The following is a 16,121-nucleotide window of genomic DNA, read 5'->3' on the forward strand; positions in this document are numbered from 1 at the left end:
GATCCTCCCAGGAGGCGCTCGGTGAACGGTTCAGATCCCGCCGGCGAAGCGGCCGGGCGAGAGTCGGTGGTCGGGATCGAAGGAGTCCTTGACCGCCCGCATCAGCGACAGGCCCGCAACCTCGCCCCAGGGATCGACCCCGGCCTCGCGCAGGTGTGGTTCGGCGCGCAGCAGGACCGCGGACCGATCGGGGGCGCGGCGGACCGCCGCCGACATCTTCTCCACGACGTCGGCGGGGGTACCGGGAGCGAACGACAGGTACAGGGTCCCCGCCGGGATCGACCCGTACCATCGGACGTCGCCGGCCAGGGCGTCCAGATCCTCGACCAGGGCCGGGACGTCGGCCGGAGGTACCAGGACCCGCACCAGGGTGCCCTCGGTGGGCAGGACGCCCCACCCCTCGGGAAGCGCCTCGGCGATCTCCACGTCGTCCCCGCCCAACGCCCGAACGGTCTCCTCGACCCGGGGGACCAGACCCTCGGTGGTTCCTTCCAGGACCACGCACAACCGACCGTGGTCGAGTTCCACCGCCGCGGGTACCACCGTGGTGGCCCGCAGCGCCGACAGGACCCGCTCGGTCCCCTCCCGAGACCGCAGCGGCACGCCCACCACCCGAACTGCCGGTGGCAACGGGTGCAGCCGGAACGCCGCCGAGGCGATCACCCCGAGTGTTCCGTAGCCGCCGGTGTGCAGCTTGGCCAGGTCGTACCCGGCCACGTTCTTGACCACGCGACCACCGCTGCGCGCCACCACCCCGTCGGCGCGCACCACGGTCATCCCGATCACCAGGTCCCGCAGCGTTCCGGCGAGCAACCGACGGGGTCCGTTCACCCCGGTCGCCAACGCACCGCCCACGGTCCCGCCCACGCGCACCGGGTCGTAGGACAGGCGTTGCCCGGCCTCGGCCAGCGTCCGCCGAAGCTCGGCCAGTGGCGTACCCGCGCCCACCTCGACGACCAGGTCGCCGGCGTTGTGGTCGATCCAGGACAGCGCCGAGGTGTCCACCATCAGGTCGAGGGATCGGGGCGGCGAACCCCAGTCCAGGGCGGTGCCGCCCCCGCGCGGGGTCACCGTCGCCCCGGCGTCACGGGCGGCGGCCAGCAGCCGTCCGAGCGCCTCGGTGTCCTCGGGACGGGCCACACGGTCGGGTGCGACCCCGCATACCGCGTCCGCCCCGATCCCCGCCCGCAGGGTGACGCCTTCGACGTCCAAGTCCTTCACGCTCGCCCTTCCCACCTCTCGCCGTCCGGGGTCAGAACTGCTCGGCCCGCCCGGACTCCACCAAGGGGTGCGCCCCGGTGCGCACCCCGGGCCGTTCCCCGCACAGACGCGGGGTGGGCAAAAGCTTGTCCGGGTTGGCGATCCCGTCGGGGTCGAACGCCCGCCGGAACAGGTCGAAGGTGGCCAGGTCGTCGTCGGAGTACATGCGCGGCATCTTGCACGCCTTGTCCACACCCACCCCGTGCTCACCGGTGATGGAGCCCCCGTGCTCCACGCACAGGTCGAGGATGGCCCCGGACACCTCCTCGGCGCGCTCTCCCGCGCCGGGTTCGGCGTCGTCGAACAGCACCAGTGGATGCAGGTTGCCGTCACCCGCGTGGAAGACGTTGGCCACCCGGATGCCCGTCCGGGCGGACAACGCGGCGATGCGGCCCAGCACCTCGCCCAGGGCCGTGCGCGGCACCACCCCGTCCTGCACGATGTAGGCCGGACTGATCCGGCCCACCGCGGCGAAGGCGGACTTGCGGCCCTTCCAGATCAGGGCCCTTTCCTCCGCGCCACTGGCGGTGCGGGTCTCGAAGGAACCGCTGGCGGAACAGAGTTCGGTCACCCTCTCCACCTGGGCGTCGACCTCCGAGGCCGGCCCGTCCAACTCCACCACCAGCACCGCGGCGGCACCCGCCGGGTAGTCGCAGGCCACCGCCGCCTCGGCCGCCTCGATGGCCAACGCGTCCATCATCTCGATCGCGGACGGAAGCACCCCGGCGGCGATGATCGCGCCCACGGCCTCACCCCCCGCGTCCATGGACGTGAACGCGGACAGCAGGGTGACGGTCTTCTGTGGCGAGCGGGTCAGGGAGACGGTGACGCGGGTGGCGACGCCCAGGGTGCCCTCGGAGCCGATGAACGCGCCGATGAGGTCGTATCCGTGCGCGCCGGTCGCCTTGCCGCCCAGTTCCACGACCTCGCCGGACGGGGTGACGATCTCCAGGCCGCGCACGTGCCCGGAGGTGAACCCGTATTTGAGACAGTGCGCCCCGCCGGAGTTCTCCGCGACGTTGCCGCCGACCGAACAGACCTGCTGGCTGGAGGGGTCGGGCGCGTAGTAGTAGCCGTACGGGGCGGCGGCACGGGTGATGTCGAGGTTGGCCACGCCGGGTTCGACCACGGCGCACTCGTTCTCCAGGTCGATCTCGACGACGCGACGCATGCGCGAGGTGACGAGGAGGACTCCCTCGGCGTGGGGGAGCGCTCCCGCGGACAGGCCGGTGCCGGCGCCGCGGGGAACGTAGGGGACGCCGTGTTCGGCGCACAGGGAGATGACGGCTGCGACCTGCGCCGTGGTGGTCGGCAGGGCGACCACGCCCGGGGTGGCTCGGTGGTAGGTGAGGCCGTCGCTCTCGTAGACGCGACGTCGGGAGAGATCGGTGAGGACACCGTCCTCACCGCAGATCTCGCGTAGTCGGGGGACCAGGGCGGTCAGCGCCGCCGGGATGCTCGTCGGGCGTACGGACGTGGCCATGGGCGTCTCCCCTGGTGCGGTCGGAAGGACTCGACCTCGCAGAGGGACCGTACGACCGCACCCCTTGCCGAGACAAGGGGTGCGGTGGAAACAATCTTCCGTTTTATGAAATATGACTGACCGTTACGGCATGCGCTCGTAGGCGGGCAGGGTCAGGAAGTCGACGTACTCGTCGTCCAGGGCGACCTCGGTGAACAGCTCCTTGGCCTGCTCGAACAGGCCCTCGTCGTAGCCGGCGCCGAGGGCGTCCTCGATGGTGACGAGCTCCTCCTCGATGATCTGCTTGACGAGCTCGGCGGTGACCTTGGGCCCGTCGTCGAGGGTGACGTCGTTGTGCAGCCACTGCCAGATCTGCGAACGGGAGATCTCGGCGGTGGCGGCGTCCTCCATGAGGTTGTGGATGGCCACCGCGCCGTTGCCGCCCATCCAGGCGGCCAGGTACTGCAGGGCGACGTTGATGTTGGCGCGCAGACCGGCCTTGGTGACGCCGCCGGGGGTCTGGTCGACGGCGAGCAGGTCGGCCGCGGTCACCTCGACGTCGGGGCGCTGCTTGTCGATCTGGTTGGGCCGCTCGCCCAGGACGCCGTCGAAGATCTCGCGGCAGATCGGGACCAGGTCGGGGTGGGCGACCCAGGAGCCGTCGAAGCCGTCACCGGACTCGCGGGACTTGTCGTCGCGGACCTTGGCGAAGGCGTTCCTGTTGACCTCCTCGTCCTTGCGGGACGGGATGAACGCGGCCATGCCGCCGATGGCGTGGGCGCCGCGCTTGTGGCAGGTCTTGACCAGCAGTTCGGTGTAGGCGCGCATCATCGGGGCGGTCATGGTGACGGCGTTGCGCTCGGGCAGCAGGAACCCGCGGCCGCGGGTGCGGTGGGTCTTGATGATGCTGAACAGGTAGTCCCAGCGGCCGGCGTTGAGACCCGCGGAGTGCTCACGCAGCTCGTAGAGGATCTCCTCCATCTCGAACGCGGCCGGGATGGTCTCGATCAGGCAGGTGGCGCGGATGGTGCCGCGCGGGATGCCCAGCCGCTCCTGGGCCAGGACGAAGACGTCGTTCCACAGGCGGGCCTCCAGGTGGCTCTGCATCTTCGGAAGGTAGAAGTACGGGCCCTTGCCCTTGTCGATCTGACGCTGTGCGCTGTGGAAGAAGTACAGCGCGAAGTCGACGATGCCGCCGCTCGTGCGCTGACCGTCGACGAGGATGTGCTTCTCGTCCAGGTGCCAGCCTCGGGGGCGCACGACGATGGTGGCCAGCTCGGAGTCCTCCTTCAGGGCGTAGGTCTTGCCCTGGGGGGAGGTGAAGTCGATCTGCCGGTCCAGGGCGTCGCGCAGGTTGAGCTGCCCCTGGATCATGTTCTCCCACAGCGGGGTGTTGGCGTCCTCAAGGTCGGCCAGCCACACCTTCGCGCCGGAGTTGAGCGCGTTGATGGTCATCTTACGGTCGGTCGGTCCGGTGATCTCCACGCGGCGGTCGGTGATGCCGGGGGCGGCGGGCGCGACCTTCCAGGAATCGTCCTCACGGATGTGCTTGGTCTCGGGGAGGAAGTCGAGGTCCTCCCCGGCCGCGACCCGCGCCTCGACGGTCCTGCGCGCGGCAAGGAGGTCCTGGCGGCGGGACTCGAAGGTGCGGTGCAGCTCGGCGACGAGCGCGAGGGCGTCGTCGGTGAGGATCTCGTCGAACCGGTCGTTGAGGGGTCCCGTGATCTCGACCCCGTGCGTGGCGCCCATGGAAAACCTTCCGCAATACGAAATAAGCTTCTGGTATGTGGAAGTGAAACTACTATCTCGATGTCAAGCGGTCAACGTCACTCGCGGTGTCGATGGCGGGTGAAGTTTCCGCTAAGGGAAGCTTCGTGAATCTTCTTCCGCAAATACGTGGTTTCTTTGGTCTCGCCGCACTTTCGAAGGTTACACGGCGACCGTGTCCTGGTGGCTTGTGTCACACCGGCCGCGATAATTAACGTGCCTTCACTCAAGGCGGATGCCACCATCGAGCCAGGGAAGATTCCCGGAGCCACCCGCGTTGACCCAACTGGAGGGATATGAATACTGCTGACTTCCACGGAGACGACCGAACCGGCCACGAGGCCGAGGACGCGTTCCGTGAGGGCTCGCCCGATCAGGGCGAGATGGAACTGGCCGAACGCCACGCGCTACGTCGCGTTCAGGGGCTGTCCACAGAACTCACCGACGTCACCGAGGTCGAGAACCGGGCCCTGCGCCTGGAGCGCGTGGTCCTGATCGGAGTCTGGACCCGGGGAACCCAGGCCGACGCCGACAACTCGCTCGCCGAACTCGCCGCACTCTCCGAGACCGCCGGTGCCCTGGTCCTGGAAGGCATCACCCAGCGCCGTTCCAAGCCGGACCCCGCCACCTATATCGGTAAGGGCAAGGCGGCCGAGCTCCGCGACATCGTCGAGGCCACCGGCGCCGACACCGTCATCACCGACGGCGAGCTCACCCCCGGTCAGCTGATCCAGCTGGAGGACGTGGTCAAGGTCAAGGTGATCGACCGCACCGCGCTCATCCTGGACATCTTCGCCCAGCACGCGAGCAGCAGCGAGGGCAAGGCCCAGGTCGAACTCGCCCAGCTCAACTACCTGTTGCCACGACTGCGCGGTTGGGGCCACTCCCTGTCCCGCCAGGCCGGTGGCGCCGGTGGTGGCGGCAACGGCGGAGTGGGTCTGCGCGGTCCCGGTGAGACCAAGATCGAGACCGACCGTCGTCGGATCCACGACAGGGTCGCCAAGCTGCGCCGGCAGTTGGTCCACATGCGCACCGCCCGCGACGTCAAGCGCGACGTCCGTCGTACCCGACAGGTGCCCTCGGTCGCTCTGGCCGGGTACACCAACGCGGGCAAGTCCAGTCTGCTCAACCGGCTCACCGGAGCCGGGGTGCTGGTGGAGAACGCGCTGTTCGCCACCCTGGACCCGACGGTCCGTCAGGCCCGCACGCCCGACGGTCGCGGCTTCACGCTCAGCGACACGGTCGGTTTCGTGCGCCACCTGCCGCACCAGTTGGTGGAGGCCTTCCGCTCCACCCTGGAGGAGGTCGCCGACTCCGACCTGATCCTGCACGTGGTCGATGGCTCGCACCCCGACCCCGAGGCGCAGATCTCCGCCGTGCACGAGGTCCTCGCCGACATCGAGGCCGGTGACGTCCGCGAGCTCATGGTGCTCAACAAGGTCGACGCCGCCGACCCCGACATCGTCAAGACCCTGCGCACCCGATACCCCGACCTGGTCGAGGTCTCGGCGCGCACCGGCGAAGGCATCCCGGGCCTGGTGACGGCCCTGGCCGAGGCGCTTCCCGAGATCGCCGAGGAGGTGCGCGCGCTCGTCCCGTACTCGCGGGGCGACCTCATCGCCCGCGCCCACGACGAGGGGCGCGTGGTCACCGAGGAGCACACCGCGGACGGCACCGAGCTGCACGCGTTCGTGCCCGCGTCGCTCGCGGCCAGGTTCGAGGGGTACGCGCTGAGCACCGTCTGACCGGAGGCCGTCCTCCGGACGGTGACACGCCCGGGGCCGGGGAGTCCGCATGGACACCCCGGCCCCGGGCGTCTTCCGGGTCTCTCGTGTTCTGAGAGATAGGCCGTTTTCCACCCGTGACGCGGGTCATCGCAGCTCAAGCGCAATTCGGGTGCTCTTCGTCACTCAACGATTCCGCGAACTTCGCCCCGGAACGTTCGCATTCGTCCCTGTGGGGAGGTGTACACGGCGTCGGCGAATGGACTACGGTTTTGGAGCACTGGCCGGCAGTGGCCTCCGCCCCCCGACGGTGCGCCCCCACTGACCCGGTACCGCGCGGTGGCCCCAGGCCGCCCACGGCCCTGTCGGAAGCACATCCAGATACGAGGTCGCCATGTCCGCCCGTGCTCTTCGCGCCCCCCGTTCGCGTGGCGCACAACGGACCTGACCGGCGGGGGCGGACCATCTGATGTCGGTAGTACTCCTCACCAACATCGGTCGCCTCTGGACCGGTAACGAGCTGTTGACCAAGGCGGCGGTCCTCATCGACAACGACCGCATCGCCTGGGTCGGACCCGCCGCCGAGCTGCCACAATGCATTCCCGGCGTGATGGAGGACCTCACCGGCGTCGACGAGATCGTCAACATCTACGGCGGACTCGTCACCCCCGGACTCATCGACGCCCACTGCCACCCCGTGTACGCCGGCGACCGCTACGCCGAGGTCAACATGTGGGCCAAGGGCGCCACCCGCGCCGACATCTTCGCCGCCGGCGGAGGAGTGTCCACCACCGTCACCATCACCCGTGGAACCGACCCCTGGACCCTGTGCAACGCCGTCCGCGAACGGCTCCGGCACTGGGTGCTCTCCGGCTGCACCACCGTGGAGGCCAAGACCGGCTACCACCTCACCCGGGACGGCGAACTCGCCGACGTGCGCCTGCTGCGCTCCCTGGAGGAGGAACCCGGCATGCCGCGCCTGCACGTCACGTTCTTCCCCGCGCACGGGGTACCGCCCGAGTTCTTCGGCCGCCCCCAGGAATACGTGGCCACCGCGGCCTCCTGGCTCGGCGACGCCGCCATGGCGGGCGCCGACGGGGTCGACATCTACTGCGACAACCAGCAGTTCACCACCGAGGACGCCCACATGCTGCTCGGCGTGGGACAGTCCGTGGGGTTGCGCACCACCATGCACGCCTGTTCACGGCCCCGCCACGGCGCCGTGCGCATGGCCGCCGAACTCGGCTGCACCTCCGTGGACCTGATGCACGAGGCCGACGACGAGGACATGCTCGCCCTGGCCGCCACCCGCACACCGGTGGTCGCCTGCCCCACCACGGCCCTGCACGAACGCCGCACCCCGCCGGTGCGAGCCCTGCTCGACCACGGTGTCCCCGTGGGGTTGGGCACCGACCACAACCCCGCCCAGTCCGGCACGACCTCCATGCCCCTGGTCATCTCCCTGGCGGTCTCCATGTTCGAGATGACCGTGCAGGAGGCGCTCAACGCCGCCACGGTCGGCGGCGCACGGGCCCTCGGACTCAACGACCGTGGACGGATCGCCCCGGGCGGTCTCGCCGACATGGTGCAGTGGGACGCCGACCACGAGGGTGCCTTCGCCTGGTCCATGGGGCTGAAGACCCTGCGCGTGTGGCAGGGCGGTCAGACCATCCGCTGACGGCCTCAGCGGTTGCCGCGGGCGCGGGCGATCTCGATGACCGCGCGCTCCAACGCGTACTCGGGGTCACGGCCGGCGCCCTTGATCAGCGCGTCCGTCTCCGCGACCACCGCCATGGCACGGGTGACCCCGGCGGGGCTCCATCCCCTGGCCTGTTGGCGCAGGGACCGCATCTTCCACGGTGGTACCTTCGCCCGCTTGGCCAGATCGGCCTCGCTCATCCCACGCGGGGGCTGGGCGGCCACCGCGATCCCGCGCACCGCCCCGGCCAGGGCGCTGTTGATCAGCACCGGTGCGGTGCCCACCGCCAGCGACCAGCGCAGCTGTTCCAGGGCCTCGGGCAGACGCCCCTCCACGGCCCGGTCCGCCACCGTGAACCCGGAGGCCTCGGCCTTGCCCGAGTGGTAGCGGGCCACCGCGGCGGCGTCCACACGGCCCTCGGTGTCGGCGATCAACTGGGTGCAGGCCGCAGCGATCTCCCGCAGGTCCGTGCCGACCGCGTCGACCAGGGCCTCCGCGGCGTCGGGAGTGATCTGTCGCTTGGCCGTGGTGAACTCGCCCCTGACGAACGCCACCCGCTCCGGACCCTTCTTGGGGCCCTTGCAGTCCATCCGCTGCGCCTTGGCCTTGGTGGCGGCCTCCAACACCGCCTTGCCCTTGGCGCCGCCGGCGTGGGTGAGCACCAGGTTCACGTCGTCGGCGGGGCTCTTGAGGTAGTCGATGACGGTCGCCGCCAGGTCCTTGGTCAGGTCCTGGGAGGAACGGAGCACCACCACCCGGCGGTCGCCGAACAGGGAGGGCGAGGTGACCTCCACCAGGGTGGACAGGCCGATCTGGGAGGGCACGAGGTCGTGGACGTCCACCTCCGGATCGGACTCGCGGACCGCGGCGACCACCGCGGCCACGGCCCGGTCGACGAGCAGTTCCTCGTCGCCGACGATGAGTGTGATGAGGGCGGGTGCAGGCATACCACGAGCATGCCACGACCCACCGACCGGCCGGTGCCGTTCGGTGGGTCATCGGCCCGGAGAGGGCCCGCGGGAGACCACGCGCACCGGGTCGTCCAGCACCGCCACGTCCCCGTCCGTGTCGGTACGCGCGTTCACCGGCGCCATCCGTTCCAGGATGTTCCGGGTGAACGGTGCCGGGTGCCCGTAGGGGTTGTCCGCGCCCACCGAGGTCACCGACACCCTCGCCCGAGTCGCGGCCAGGAAGGCGGGGTCCTGGGTACCCGACCCGTGGTGCGGGGTGTTCAGGACGGTGACCGCCAACAGCTCGGAGTCCGGCCCGCGCAGTAGCTCACCCTGGGCCGGCACCTCGATGTCCCCGGTGAGCAGCGCCGACAGGTGCGTGCCGTCCGCCCGGACCACCACCGAGGTGTCGTTGACCGTCCCCACGTAGCCCGGCCGTGGCCACAACACCCGCAGCGTCCACGAACCCACCTTGAAGGTCTGTCCCCGCTCGGCGGTCAGGAGCTCCACGCCCTCCTTCGCCAACAGGCGCCCCACCGCGGTGTCCTCGAAACCCGCGGGGGCCAACGCCGCCGGGACCCGGCGGTGCCGCAGCACCCCCGGAACACCGTCCACGTGGTCGGAGTGGTCGTGACTGAGCATCAACAACGGGACCTCTCGTATCCCCAGCCGCTCCAGGCATCCGTCCACCAGTTCCACGTCGTCCCCGGTGTCGAACACCACCGCCTCTCCGGGGCCGACGGACAGCGCCAACGCGTCTCCCTGCCCCACGTCACAGGAGACCAGCGCCCACCCCTTCGGTGGCCAACCCCCCGGCAGGCAACGGGCCGAGAGTCCCAACAGGAGCACCGCGACGGTCACGGCGGCCAACACCCGGCGTGGCCGACCGCGGGTCAGCAGGAACACCGCCACCAGGGCCGCCAGCAGCAACGCCCCGGCCACGTCGGAGCGCCATGGCAGCGCCCCGTACGGAACCCGCGCCCCCACCGTCGCCACCGCGGCGATCCAGGACACCCCGAGTCCCGGCAGGTGCACCAGGACCGTCGCCGCATCCGACCAGACCGACGCCAGTGCGGCCAACGCCGACCCCGCCACGGTCACCACCGCCACCACCGGAGCGGCCAACACATTGGCCGGTACCGCCACCCACGACACCTCCCCCGACAGCAGCACCAGCACCGGGGCCACCGCCACGTGCGCCGCCACAGCCACCGCCAGGGCCTCCGCCACGGGAAGGGGCATCCGCGCCGACCAGGCGTGCGACCATCCCGGCACCAGCAGCAGAATCCCGGCCGTGGCCAACGTCGACAACGCGAACCCGAAGGAGGTCGCCAGCCCCGGAGCCACGAACAGCACGCCCACCACGGTCACGCCCAACGCGCCCAGACCGGCGTGCGCCCGCCCGGTGGCCAGCGCCAACAACCCCAACGAGCCCATGAACGCGGCCCGCACCACGCTCGGCTCCGGTCGGCACACCAGTACGAACAGCCAGATCATCACCGCGCCGCCCAGGACCGAACACCACGTCGGCGCCCGGGTCCATCGCGCCACCGCCAACACGAACCCGGTCAGGATCGCCAGATTGGCCCCGCTGACCGTCAACAGGTGCGTCATCCCGGTGGCCCGGAAGTCCTCCGCGGTCTCCTCCCGCAGCTCAGAGGTATCGCCGACGATCAACGCCGGCAACAGCCCGCGTTCCGGTTGGGGCAGCGCCGACGCGGCCTCCCTCAGGTCGGCGCGGACCTCACCGGCGAAGGCCTGGAGTCGCCCCGGCCCGTCGGTCTCCTCCGGAGGCCCGCGCACCGGTACCAACGCCGCCGTCAGTGGTTCGTCCTCGGCGGTCAGGAACACCCCGCGCGCGGTGAACTCCTGGCCCGGCAGGAGCCCCGACCAATCCGCACCGGAGGCCAACACCACCACCGACGCCCGCGAGGCACGGATCTCACCGTCCACACGGACCCACACGGTGCGGGCCGGGACCACCCATTGCGCCCTTCCCGGCCGGGGCATGCCCGCCCGAGACCGCGGATCGACGGTCGCCACGGCACGGAACTCCACCTCACCGCCCCGCTCGGCTGCGGCCACCGCGGCGCTGGTCACCGTCCGATGCACGTGGAGGCCGGCCACCGCCGCGACCGTCGCCGCGCACACCAGGGTCGCCGCGACGGCGGCGAGCGGAGCCTCCCCGAGCAGTGCGGACACCCGTCCTCCCAGGAACACCAGTGCCGCGGTGAGTGCCATCGCGCCCGCCAACGACCACGCCGCCCACGCGGGCACGGCCAAGGCCACCAGGGCCGCGGCCCAGGACGCCAACGCCGGAGCGATCAGCCGTAGGTCCGGCGGACGCCCCAACCCGTGCGCGTCGGTCCCCAACCACGTCACCATGGCCGACTCACCCCACCGTCACGTGCGGACGCAGGTTCTCCAAGGTCTTCTCCGCGATCCCGTCCACCCCGAGCAGGTCCTCGACACTGGCGAAGGAACCACCGATGGACTCCCGGTGGTCGATGATCTGGCGTGCCTTCTTCTCCCCGATCCCCGGGAGGGAACGCAACTCCTCCTCGTCGGCGGTGTTGATGTTCACCGTCGCTCCCTCCCCACCGCTCGCCGCCGCGCCACCGTCACCCGGTATCTCCTCCTGCGGAACCCCCACGAGGACGCGTTCGCCGTCGGTCAGCGTCCGGGCGAGGTTGAGCAGGTCGAGATCGGCGTCGGGAAGTGCGCCGCCCGCCTCCTCCACGGCGTCGGCCACGCGGGAACCCGCGGGCATCGTGTACAGGCCCGGTTCGTTCACCTCGCCGCCCACGTGCACCACCACCTCGCCGTCCGGGGCGTCGTCGTCCGGTGGGGGAGTGCCGGAGGCGGCCGGCGGGGCGTCGTCGGACGCCGCCTGGGTGACCAGCTCTGGTGCGACGACCTCCTCGGGGCGTTCGCGCAGCATCAGGAACGCGACCCCCACCGCCAGCAGACCCAAGATCACCAGTACGGCCAGGGAACGACGCGACAACGCGGCCTCGGTGGCCCAGCCCCGGGTGATCCGGTCCAGGGCCGCCACGGGTTCGTCCGGGACCAACTCCGTGTACCCGGCGGGAGGGCGGGATGTTCCGGTGGGCCGGTCCGGCACCGAACGTCCACGGCGGCCGGGGTCCCGCCACGGGCCGGAACCGGTGTCGGGCCTCTCCGTCGAAGGGGTGGGATCGGGCCGCTTTGTTCCGGGCGCGGGGACGGTGAGCACGTCCTCCGGGGCGCGTTCGGGCCAGTCCCGCCCGGCGGGCCGATAGGGGGTGCGGGTGTCGCGCACCGCGTAGGGCGCGCTCGGGACGTCGGTGCCCGGCCGGGGCGGGGGGACGGTCGCGGGATCGGCGGATGGACGCGGGATACGGGCGCGCAGACGCCTGGCGGAGGGGGAGGAGTCCAAGCCGAGTGCGCGGAGTCGTTCCTCGGGGGTCGAGACGGGAGTGCGGCGCCGTGACCGGCGCGAAGCGGTCATGGATTCAACGCTAGGGAGATCACCACCGGCTGTCACCGGGTGATCTCAACCTGTGGATAACTCGCGGGTGACCCGCCCGGGCGACCCGGGGACGCGAAGGGCCCGGTCTCCTCGGGGGAGACCGGGCCCTGAAGGTCGCGTGCTATCTGATCCCTAGGCGGACCGGAGAGCGTCCAAACGCTTGGCGATCGCGCTCTTGCGGTTCGCGGCCTGGTTCTTGTGGATGACGCCCTTGCTCGTGGCCTTGTCCAGGGTACGAGCGGCGTCACGCTGCAGGATGGTGGCCTTCTCGACGTCCCCGGCCTCGGCGGCTTCGCGGAACTTCCGGATGGAGGTCTTCAGCGAGGAGCGCACCGCCTGGTTGCGGAGACGAGCCTTCTCGTTCTGCCGGTTGCGCTTCTTCTGCGACTTGATGTTCGCCATGCGAAAACGTGCTCCAGTAACTTTGATCTGCGCGCCGATCGATCCGGCGGCTCGTCTCATGGGCAGCCGTTCCATGAGTGGCTCGCGTGGGCGCCGACGCAGGGTGTGTGTGAGACCAGAAGGGCTCGAATTCGAACGTGGAAGTCCGAGACACGGACTCTCCATTATGCCGTATCCGTTGGACCACTCGGGCCTCGGGAACGCGAGGTCACGGTATCGATCCCAGCCACCCCGTGCGATAGGCGTCCAGATCGGCCTCCTCGGCCTCGTCGGCCAGGTAGAGCGCCACACCCGTGGTGAGTTCCTCGGGCGGCTCCGCCCTGGAAAGCCCCAACCTGATCGCGGCGATCGCGGTCAGCGCGTTCTCGTTCTCATGGCCGGGCCCCCACTCCTCACCGCTGTAGGCGGGCACCCCGAAACGCAGGGTCAGGTCCTCGCGCCCACCCAGAGACGCCACGGACTCGGTCACCTGCCGCACCATGAACCCGCCGTACATGCCCTCGGTCGGCATGTTCGCGTCCACCCCCGGCAGCACGACCTCGTCGGCGTGTTCGGTCACCTGGTCCAGATACCCCTTGGACCAGTACTTCTCCTCGCCGTCGGCGACGAACGACGCCACGCGACCACCAGGGAGCAGTTCCACGTGGTGGGCCTGCACCGACAGCACCGGGTCCGCGCCCAACTCCTCCCGCACCATCGCCATCAGCGTGGGGATCGACGGGTCGTTCACCGTCACCGGTCGGATCTCCATGTGCAGCCCGGCGAAACCGTCCGCCGCCACCTCGGCGACCGTCGGCGCGAGCGTCTCACGGGCCTCGGTGGGGAAACGGTCCCTCAGCAACGACGACCCGGACTCCACGTGCCGCAACCACGCCAGCGGACGCACCTGCGGGTAGGTGGAGTCCAGCCACGAAAGCAGCGCCTCGGTGTCGGGCACCCGCTCCACCGTTCCGTCGGCGGCCACGTCGCCCGCGTACACGTACAGGGTGTCCACCGCGCCGGTGTCCAACAACTCGGCCAGGGCTCCGGTGTCCTCCCACGAACCCACCCAGGCCGCGTCCGTCTCCTGGGAGGCCGCCCCGTCGCTCGGCGTGCCCGAGAACTGGAAGCTCAACAGCGCGCCCGCCGCGACCACCAGCACCAGGACCGCCGCGACCCCGGCCAACAGCCGTGTCAGAAACCACTTCACCCCTACGCCACCCGCTCTCACCCACCGGGTCCGTTCCCGGCGTCGGTTCGCATAATCTGGACATCGACACCCGCGCCTCGCGCCCATACTGCCGTACCGCCTCGGGATACACCCGGTGAGGGCGGTGCCCGCGTCATGGGAGGATGGAGGACGCCGTGTGCCCGCGGCCGAGGCGGGAAGCCGCCCCCACAGGCGCACACGACCCTGAACCAAACCCGTTGAACGGAGCACGGTGGCACAGCCGAACTGGACCGATCCCGCGCTGATTCGCAACTTCTGCATCATCGCGCACATCGACCATGGCAAGTCGACGCTGGCCGACCGGATGCTCCAGATCACCGGGGTCGTCGAGGACCGCCAGATGCGCGCCCAGTACCTGGACCGCATGGACATCGAGCGCGAGCGCGGCATCACCATCAAGTCCCAGGCGGTGCGGATCCCGTTCACCGCCCTGGACGACAAGACCTACACGCTCGACCTGATCGACACCCCCGGCCACGTCGACTTCACCTACGAGGTGTCGCGTTCGCTGGCCGCCTGTGAGGGCGCGATCCTGCTGGTCGACGCCGCGCAGGGCATCGAGGCGCAGACGCTCGCCAACCTGTACATGGCGCTTGAGAACGACCTGCAGATCATCCCGGTGCTCAACAAGATCGACCTTCCCGCGGCCCAGCCCGAGAAGTACGCCGAGGAGATCGCCGGAATCATCGGCTGCGAGCCCTCCGAGGTGCTCAAGGTCAGCGCCAAGACCGGTGAGGGGGTCGAGGAGCTCCTCAACGAGATCGTGAACCAGATCCCGGCCCCGGTCGGCGACGCGGACGCCCCCGCCCGCGCGATGATCTTCGACTCGGTGTACGACACCTACCGCGGCGTGGTCACCTACGTGCGGGTCGTGGACGGAAAGCTCAGCCCGCGCGAGCGCATTCAGATGATGTCCACCAAGGCCTCCCACGAGATCCTGGAGATCGGCGTCAGCGCGCCGGAGCCCCAAAAGTCCGGTGGCCTCGGAGTGGGCGAGGTCGGCTACATCATCACCGGCGTGAAGGACGTGCGCCAGTCCAAGGTCGGTGACACCATCACCGCCCTGAACCGGTCCGCCACGAAGATGCTCGCCGGGTACCAGGAACCCAAGCCCATGGTGTTCTCCGGGCTGTACCCGATCGACGGCACCGACTACCCGGTGCTGCGCGACGCCCTGGAGAAGCTCCAGCTCAACGACGCCGCCCTGAACTTCGAACCGGAGACCTCGGCCGCCCTCGGCTTCGGTTTCCGCTGCGGTTTCCTGGGTCTGCTCCACCTGGAGATCACCCGCGCCCGCCTGGAGCGCGAGTTCAACCTGGACCTGATCTCCACCGCCCCCAACGTCATCTACCGGGTGGAGATGGAGGATGGCACCGAGCACGTGGTGACCAACCCCAGCGAGTTCCCCGACGGCAAGATCGACTCCATCCACGAGCCCATGGTCAAGGCCACCCTGCTCACCCCCTCCGACCACATCGGTCAGATCATGGAGCTGTGCCAGGAGCGCCGCGGCGAGCTACAGGGCATGGACTACCTGTCCGAGGACCGGGTGGAGATGCGCTACATCCTGCCCATGGCCGAGATCGTCTTCGACTTCTTCGACGCGCTCAAGTCCCGCACCAAGGGGTACGCCTCGCTGGACTACGAGCCCATCGGCGAGCAGGTGGCCGACCTGGTCAAGGTCGACATCCTCCTGCAGGGTGAGCCGGTGGACGCCTTCTCCGCGATCGTGCACAAGGAGAAGTCCTACGCCTACGGCGTGGAGATGACCAAGAAGCTGCGCGAACTCATCCCCAGGCAGCAGTTCGAGGTCCCGGTCCAGGCGGCCATCGGCGCCCGGGTCATCGCCCGCGAGAACATTCGCGCGATCCGCAAGGACGTGCTCTCCAAGTGCTACGGCGGCGACATCAGCCGTAAGCGCAAGCTGCTGGAGAAGCAGAAGGAGGGCAAGAAGCGGATGAAGATGGTCGGCCGGGTCGAGGTGCCCCAGGAGGCCTTCATCACCGCGCTGTCCACGGAGTCGGCCCCCGAGGACAAGAAGAAGAAGTAGTGGTCCGTCCGGCTTCGGCCGGCGGGCGACGACGAAGGGCGGTGGGGGAGTCCCCACCGCCCTTCGTCGATGAACGAGGTGTCGTT

Annotated in this window: 11 protein-coding genes; 3 read left to right on the forward strand and 8 right to left on the reverse strand. The window is 70.0% G+C overall.

The window, feature by feature from the left end:
* Positions 1-30: 30 nt before the first annotated feature.
* From ACWGSK_RS12705 to aceB, 3 genes are all read right to left on the reverse strand, one after another.
* Positions 31-1,221: an FAD-binding oxidoreductase gene (locus ACWGSK_RS12705; RefSeq protein WP_452455871.1), complete on the reverse strand. Its 1,191-nt coding sequence runs from the start codon at positions 1,219-1,221 to the stop codon at positions 31-33.
* 31 nt (positions 1,222-1,252) lie between these two features.
* A complete protein-coding gene (locus ACWGSK_RS12710; protein WP_452455872.1) occupies positions 1,253-2,743 on the reverse strand; it encodes an FAD-linked oxidase C-terminal domain-containing protein in 1,491 nt (496 codons plus the stop codon).
* 123 nt (positions 2,744-2,866) lie between these two features.
* A complete protein-coding gene (gene aceB / locus ACWGSK_RS12715) occupies positions 2,867-4,471 on the reverse strand; it encodes a malate synthase A (RefSeq protein WP_358512086.1) in 1,605 nt (534 codons plus the stop codon).
* Positions 4,472-4,785: 314 nt separating this feature from the next.
* On the opposite strand from aceB, the gene hflX reads away from it, so the two are divergent.
* Together hflX and ACWGSK_RS12725 are read left to right on the forward strand one after the other, a co-directional pair.
* Positions 4,786-6,234: a GTPase HflX gene (hflX, locus tag ACWGSK_RS12720; protein WP_358512083.1), complete on the forward strand. Its 1,449-nt coding sequence runs from the start codon at positions 4,786-4,788 to the stop codon at positions 6,232-6,234.
* A 448-nt stretch (positions 6,235-6,682) separates the two neighbouring features.
* On the forward strand, positions 6,683-7,891 hold the full coding sequence (locus ACWGSK_RS12725; RefSeq protein ID WP_358512080.1) for an amidohydrolase family protein: 1,209 nt from the start codon (positions 6,683-6,685) through the stop codon (positions 7,889-7,891).
* 5 nt (positions 7,892-7,896) lie between these two features.
* Here the strand turns inward: ACWGSK_RS12725 and holA are convergent, their stop codons facing one another.
* The 5 genes from holA to ACWGSK_RS12750 all read right to left on the reverse strand — a co-directional run bounded on the left by holA (position 7,897) and on the right by ACWGSK_RS12750 (position 13,964).
* Positions 7,897-8,859: a DNA polymerase III subunit delta gene (gene holA / locus ACWGSK_RS12730; protein WP_452455873.1), complete on the reverse strand. Its 963-nt coding sequence runs from the start codon at positions 8,857-8,859 to the stop codon at positions 7,897-7,899.
* Positions 8,860-8,907: 48 nt separating this feature from the next.
* Positions 8,908-11,247 carry a ComEC/Rec2 family competence protein gene (locus tag ACWGSK_RS12735; RefSeq protein WP_452455874.1) on the reverse strand — a complete coding sequence of 780 codons (2,340 nt, stop codon included), beginning with the start codon at positions 11,245-11,247 and terminating at the stop codon, positions 8,908-8,910.
* Positions 11,248-11,254: 7 nt separating this feature from the next.
* Entirely contained in the window at positions 11,255-12,352 is a 1,098-nt protein-coding gene (locus ACWGSK_RS12740; RefSeq protein WP_452455875.1) for a helix-hairpin-helix domain-containing protein, read from the reverse strand.
* A 153-nt stretch (positions 12,353-12,505) separates the two neighbouring features.
* Positions 12,506-12,775 carry a 30S ribosomal protein S20 gene (rpsT, locus tag ACWGSK_RS12745; RefSeq protein ID WP_067605805.1) on the reverse strand — a complete coding sequence of 90 codons (270 nt, stop codon included), beginning with the start codon at positions 12,773-12,775 and terminating at the stop codon, positions 12,506-12,508.
* 208 nt (positions 12,776-12,983) lie between these two features.
* Positions 12,984-13,964, reverse strand: coding sequence for a hypothetical protein (locus tag ACWGSK_RS12750; protein ID WP_452455876.1), 981 nt, complete (start codon positions 13,962-13,964; stop codon positions 12,984-12,986).
* A 232-nt stretch (positions 13,965-14,196) separates the two neighbouring features.
* Here ACWGSK_RS12750 and lepA point away from each other — a divergent pair, with 232 nt between their 5' ends.
* Positions 14,197-16,035 (forward strand): translation elongation factor 4, encoded by a 1,839-nt coding sequence (gene lepA / locus ACWGSK_RS12755; protein ID WP_452455877.1) that lies wholly within the window; start codon positions 14,197-14,199, stop codon positions 16,033-16,035.
* Positions 16,036-16,121: the final 86 nt, after the last annotated feature.

This window comes from Nocardiopsis sp. NPDC055551, from assembly GCF_053619415.1.

What these genes read in the sequence shown, in the direction of transcription:
- ACWGSK_RS12710 (WP_452455872.1), bottom strand. Translation starts at nt 2,743, where the DNA reads ATGGCCACGTCCGTACGCCCGACGAGCATCCCGGCGGCGCTGACCGCC.
- aceB (WP_358512086.1), bottom strand. Translation starts at nt 4,471, where the DNA reads ATGGGCGCCACGCACGGGGTCGAGATCACGGGACCCCTCAACGACCGG.
- hflX (WP_358512083.1), top strand. Translation starts at nt 4,786, where the DNA reads ATGAATACTGCTGACTTCCACGGAGACGACCGAACCGGCCACGAGGCC.
- ACWGSK_RS12725 (WP_358512080.1), top strand. Translation starts at nt 6,683, where the DNA reads ATGTCGGTAGTACTCCTCACCAACATCGGTCGCCTCTGGACCGGTAAC.
- holA (WP_452455873.1), bottom strand. Translation starts at nt 8,859, where the DNA reads ATGCCTGCACCCGCCCTCATCACACTCATCGTCGGCGACGAGGAACTG.
- ACWGSK_RS12735 (WP_452455874.1), bottom strand. Translation starts at nt 11,247, where the DNA reads ATGGTGACGTGGTTGGGGACCGACGCGCACGGGTTGGGGCGTCCGCCG.
- ACWGSK_RS12740 (WP_452455875.1), bottom strand. Translation starts at nt 12,352, where the DNA reads ATGACCGCTTCGCGCCGGTCACGGCGCCGCACTCCCGTCTCGACCCCC.
- rpsT (WP_067605805.1), bottom strand. Translation starts at nt 12,775, where the DNA reads ATGGCGAACATCAAGTCGCAGAAGAAGCGCAACCGGCAGAACGAGAAG.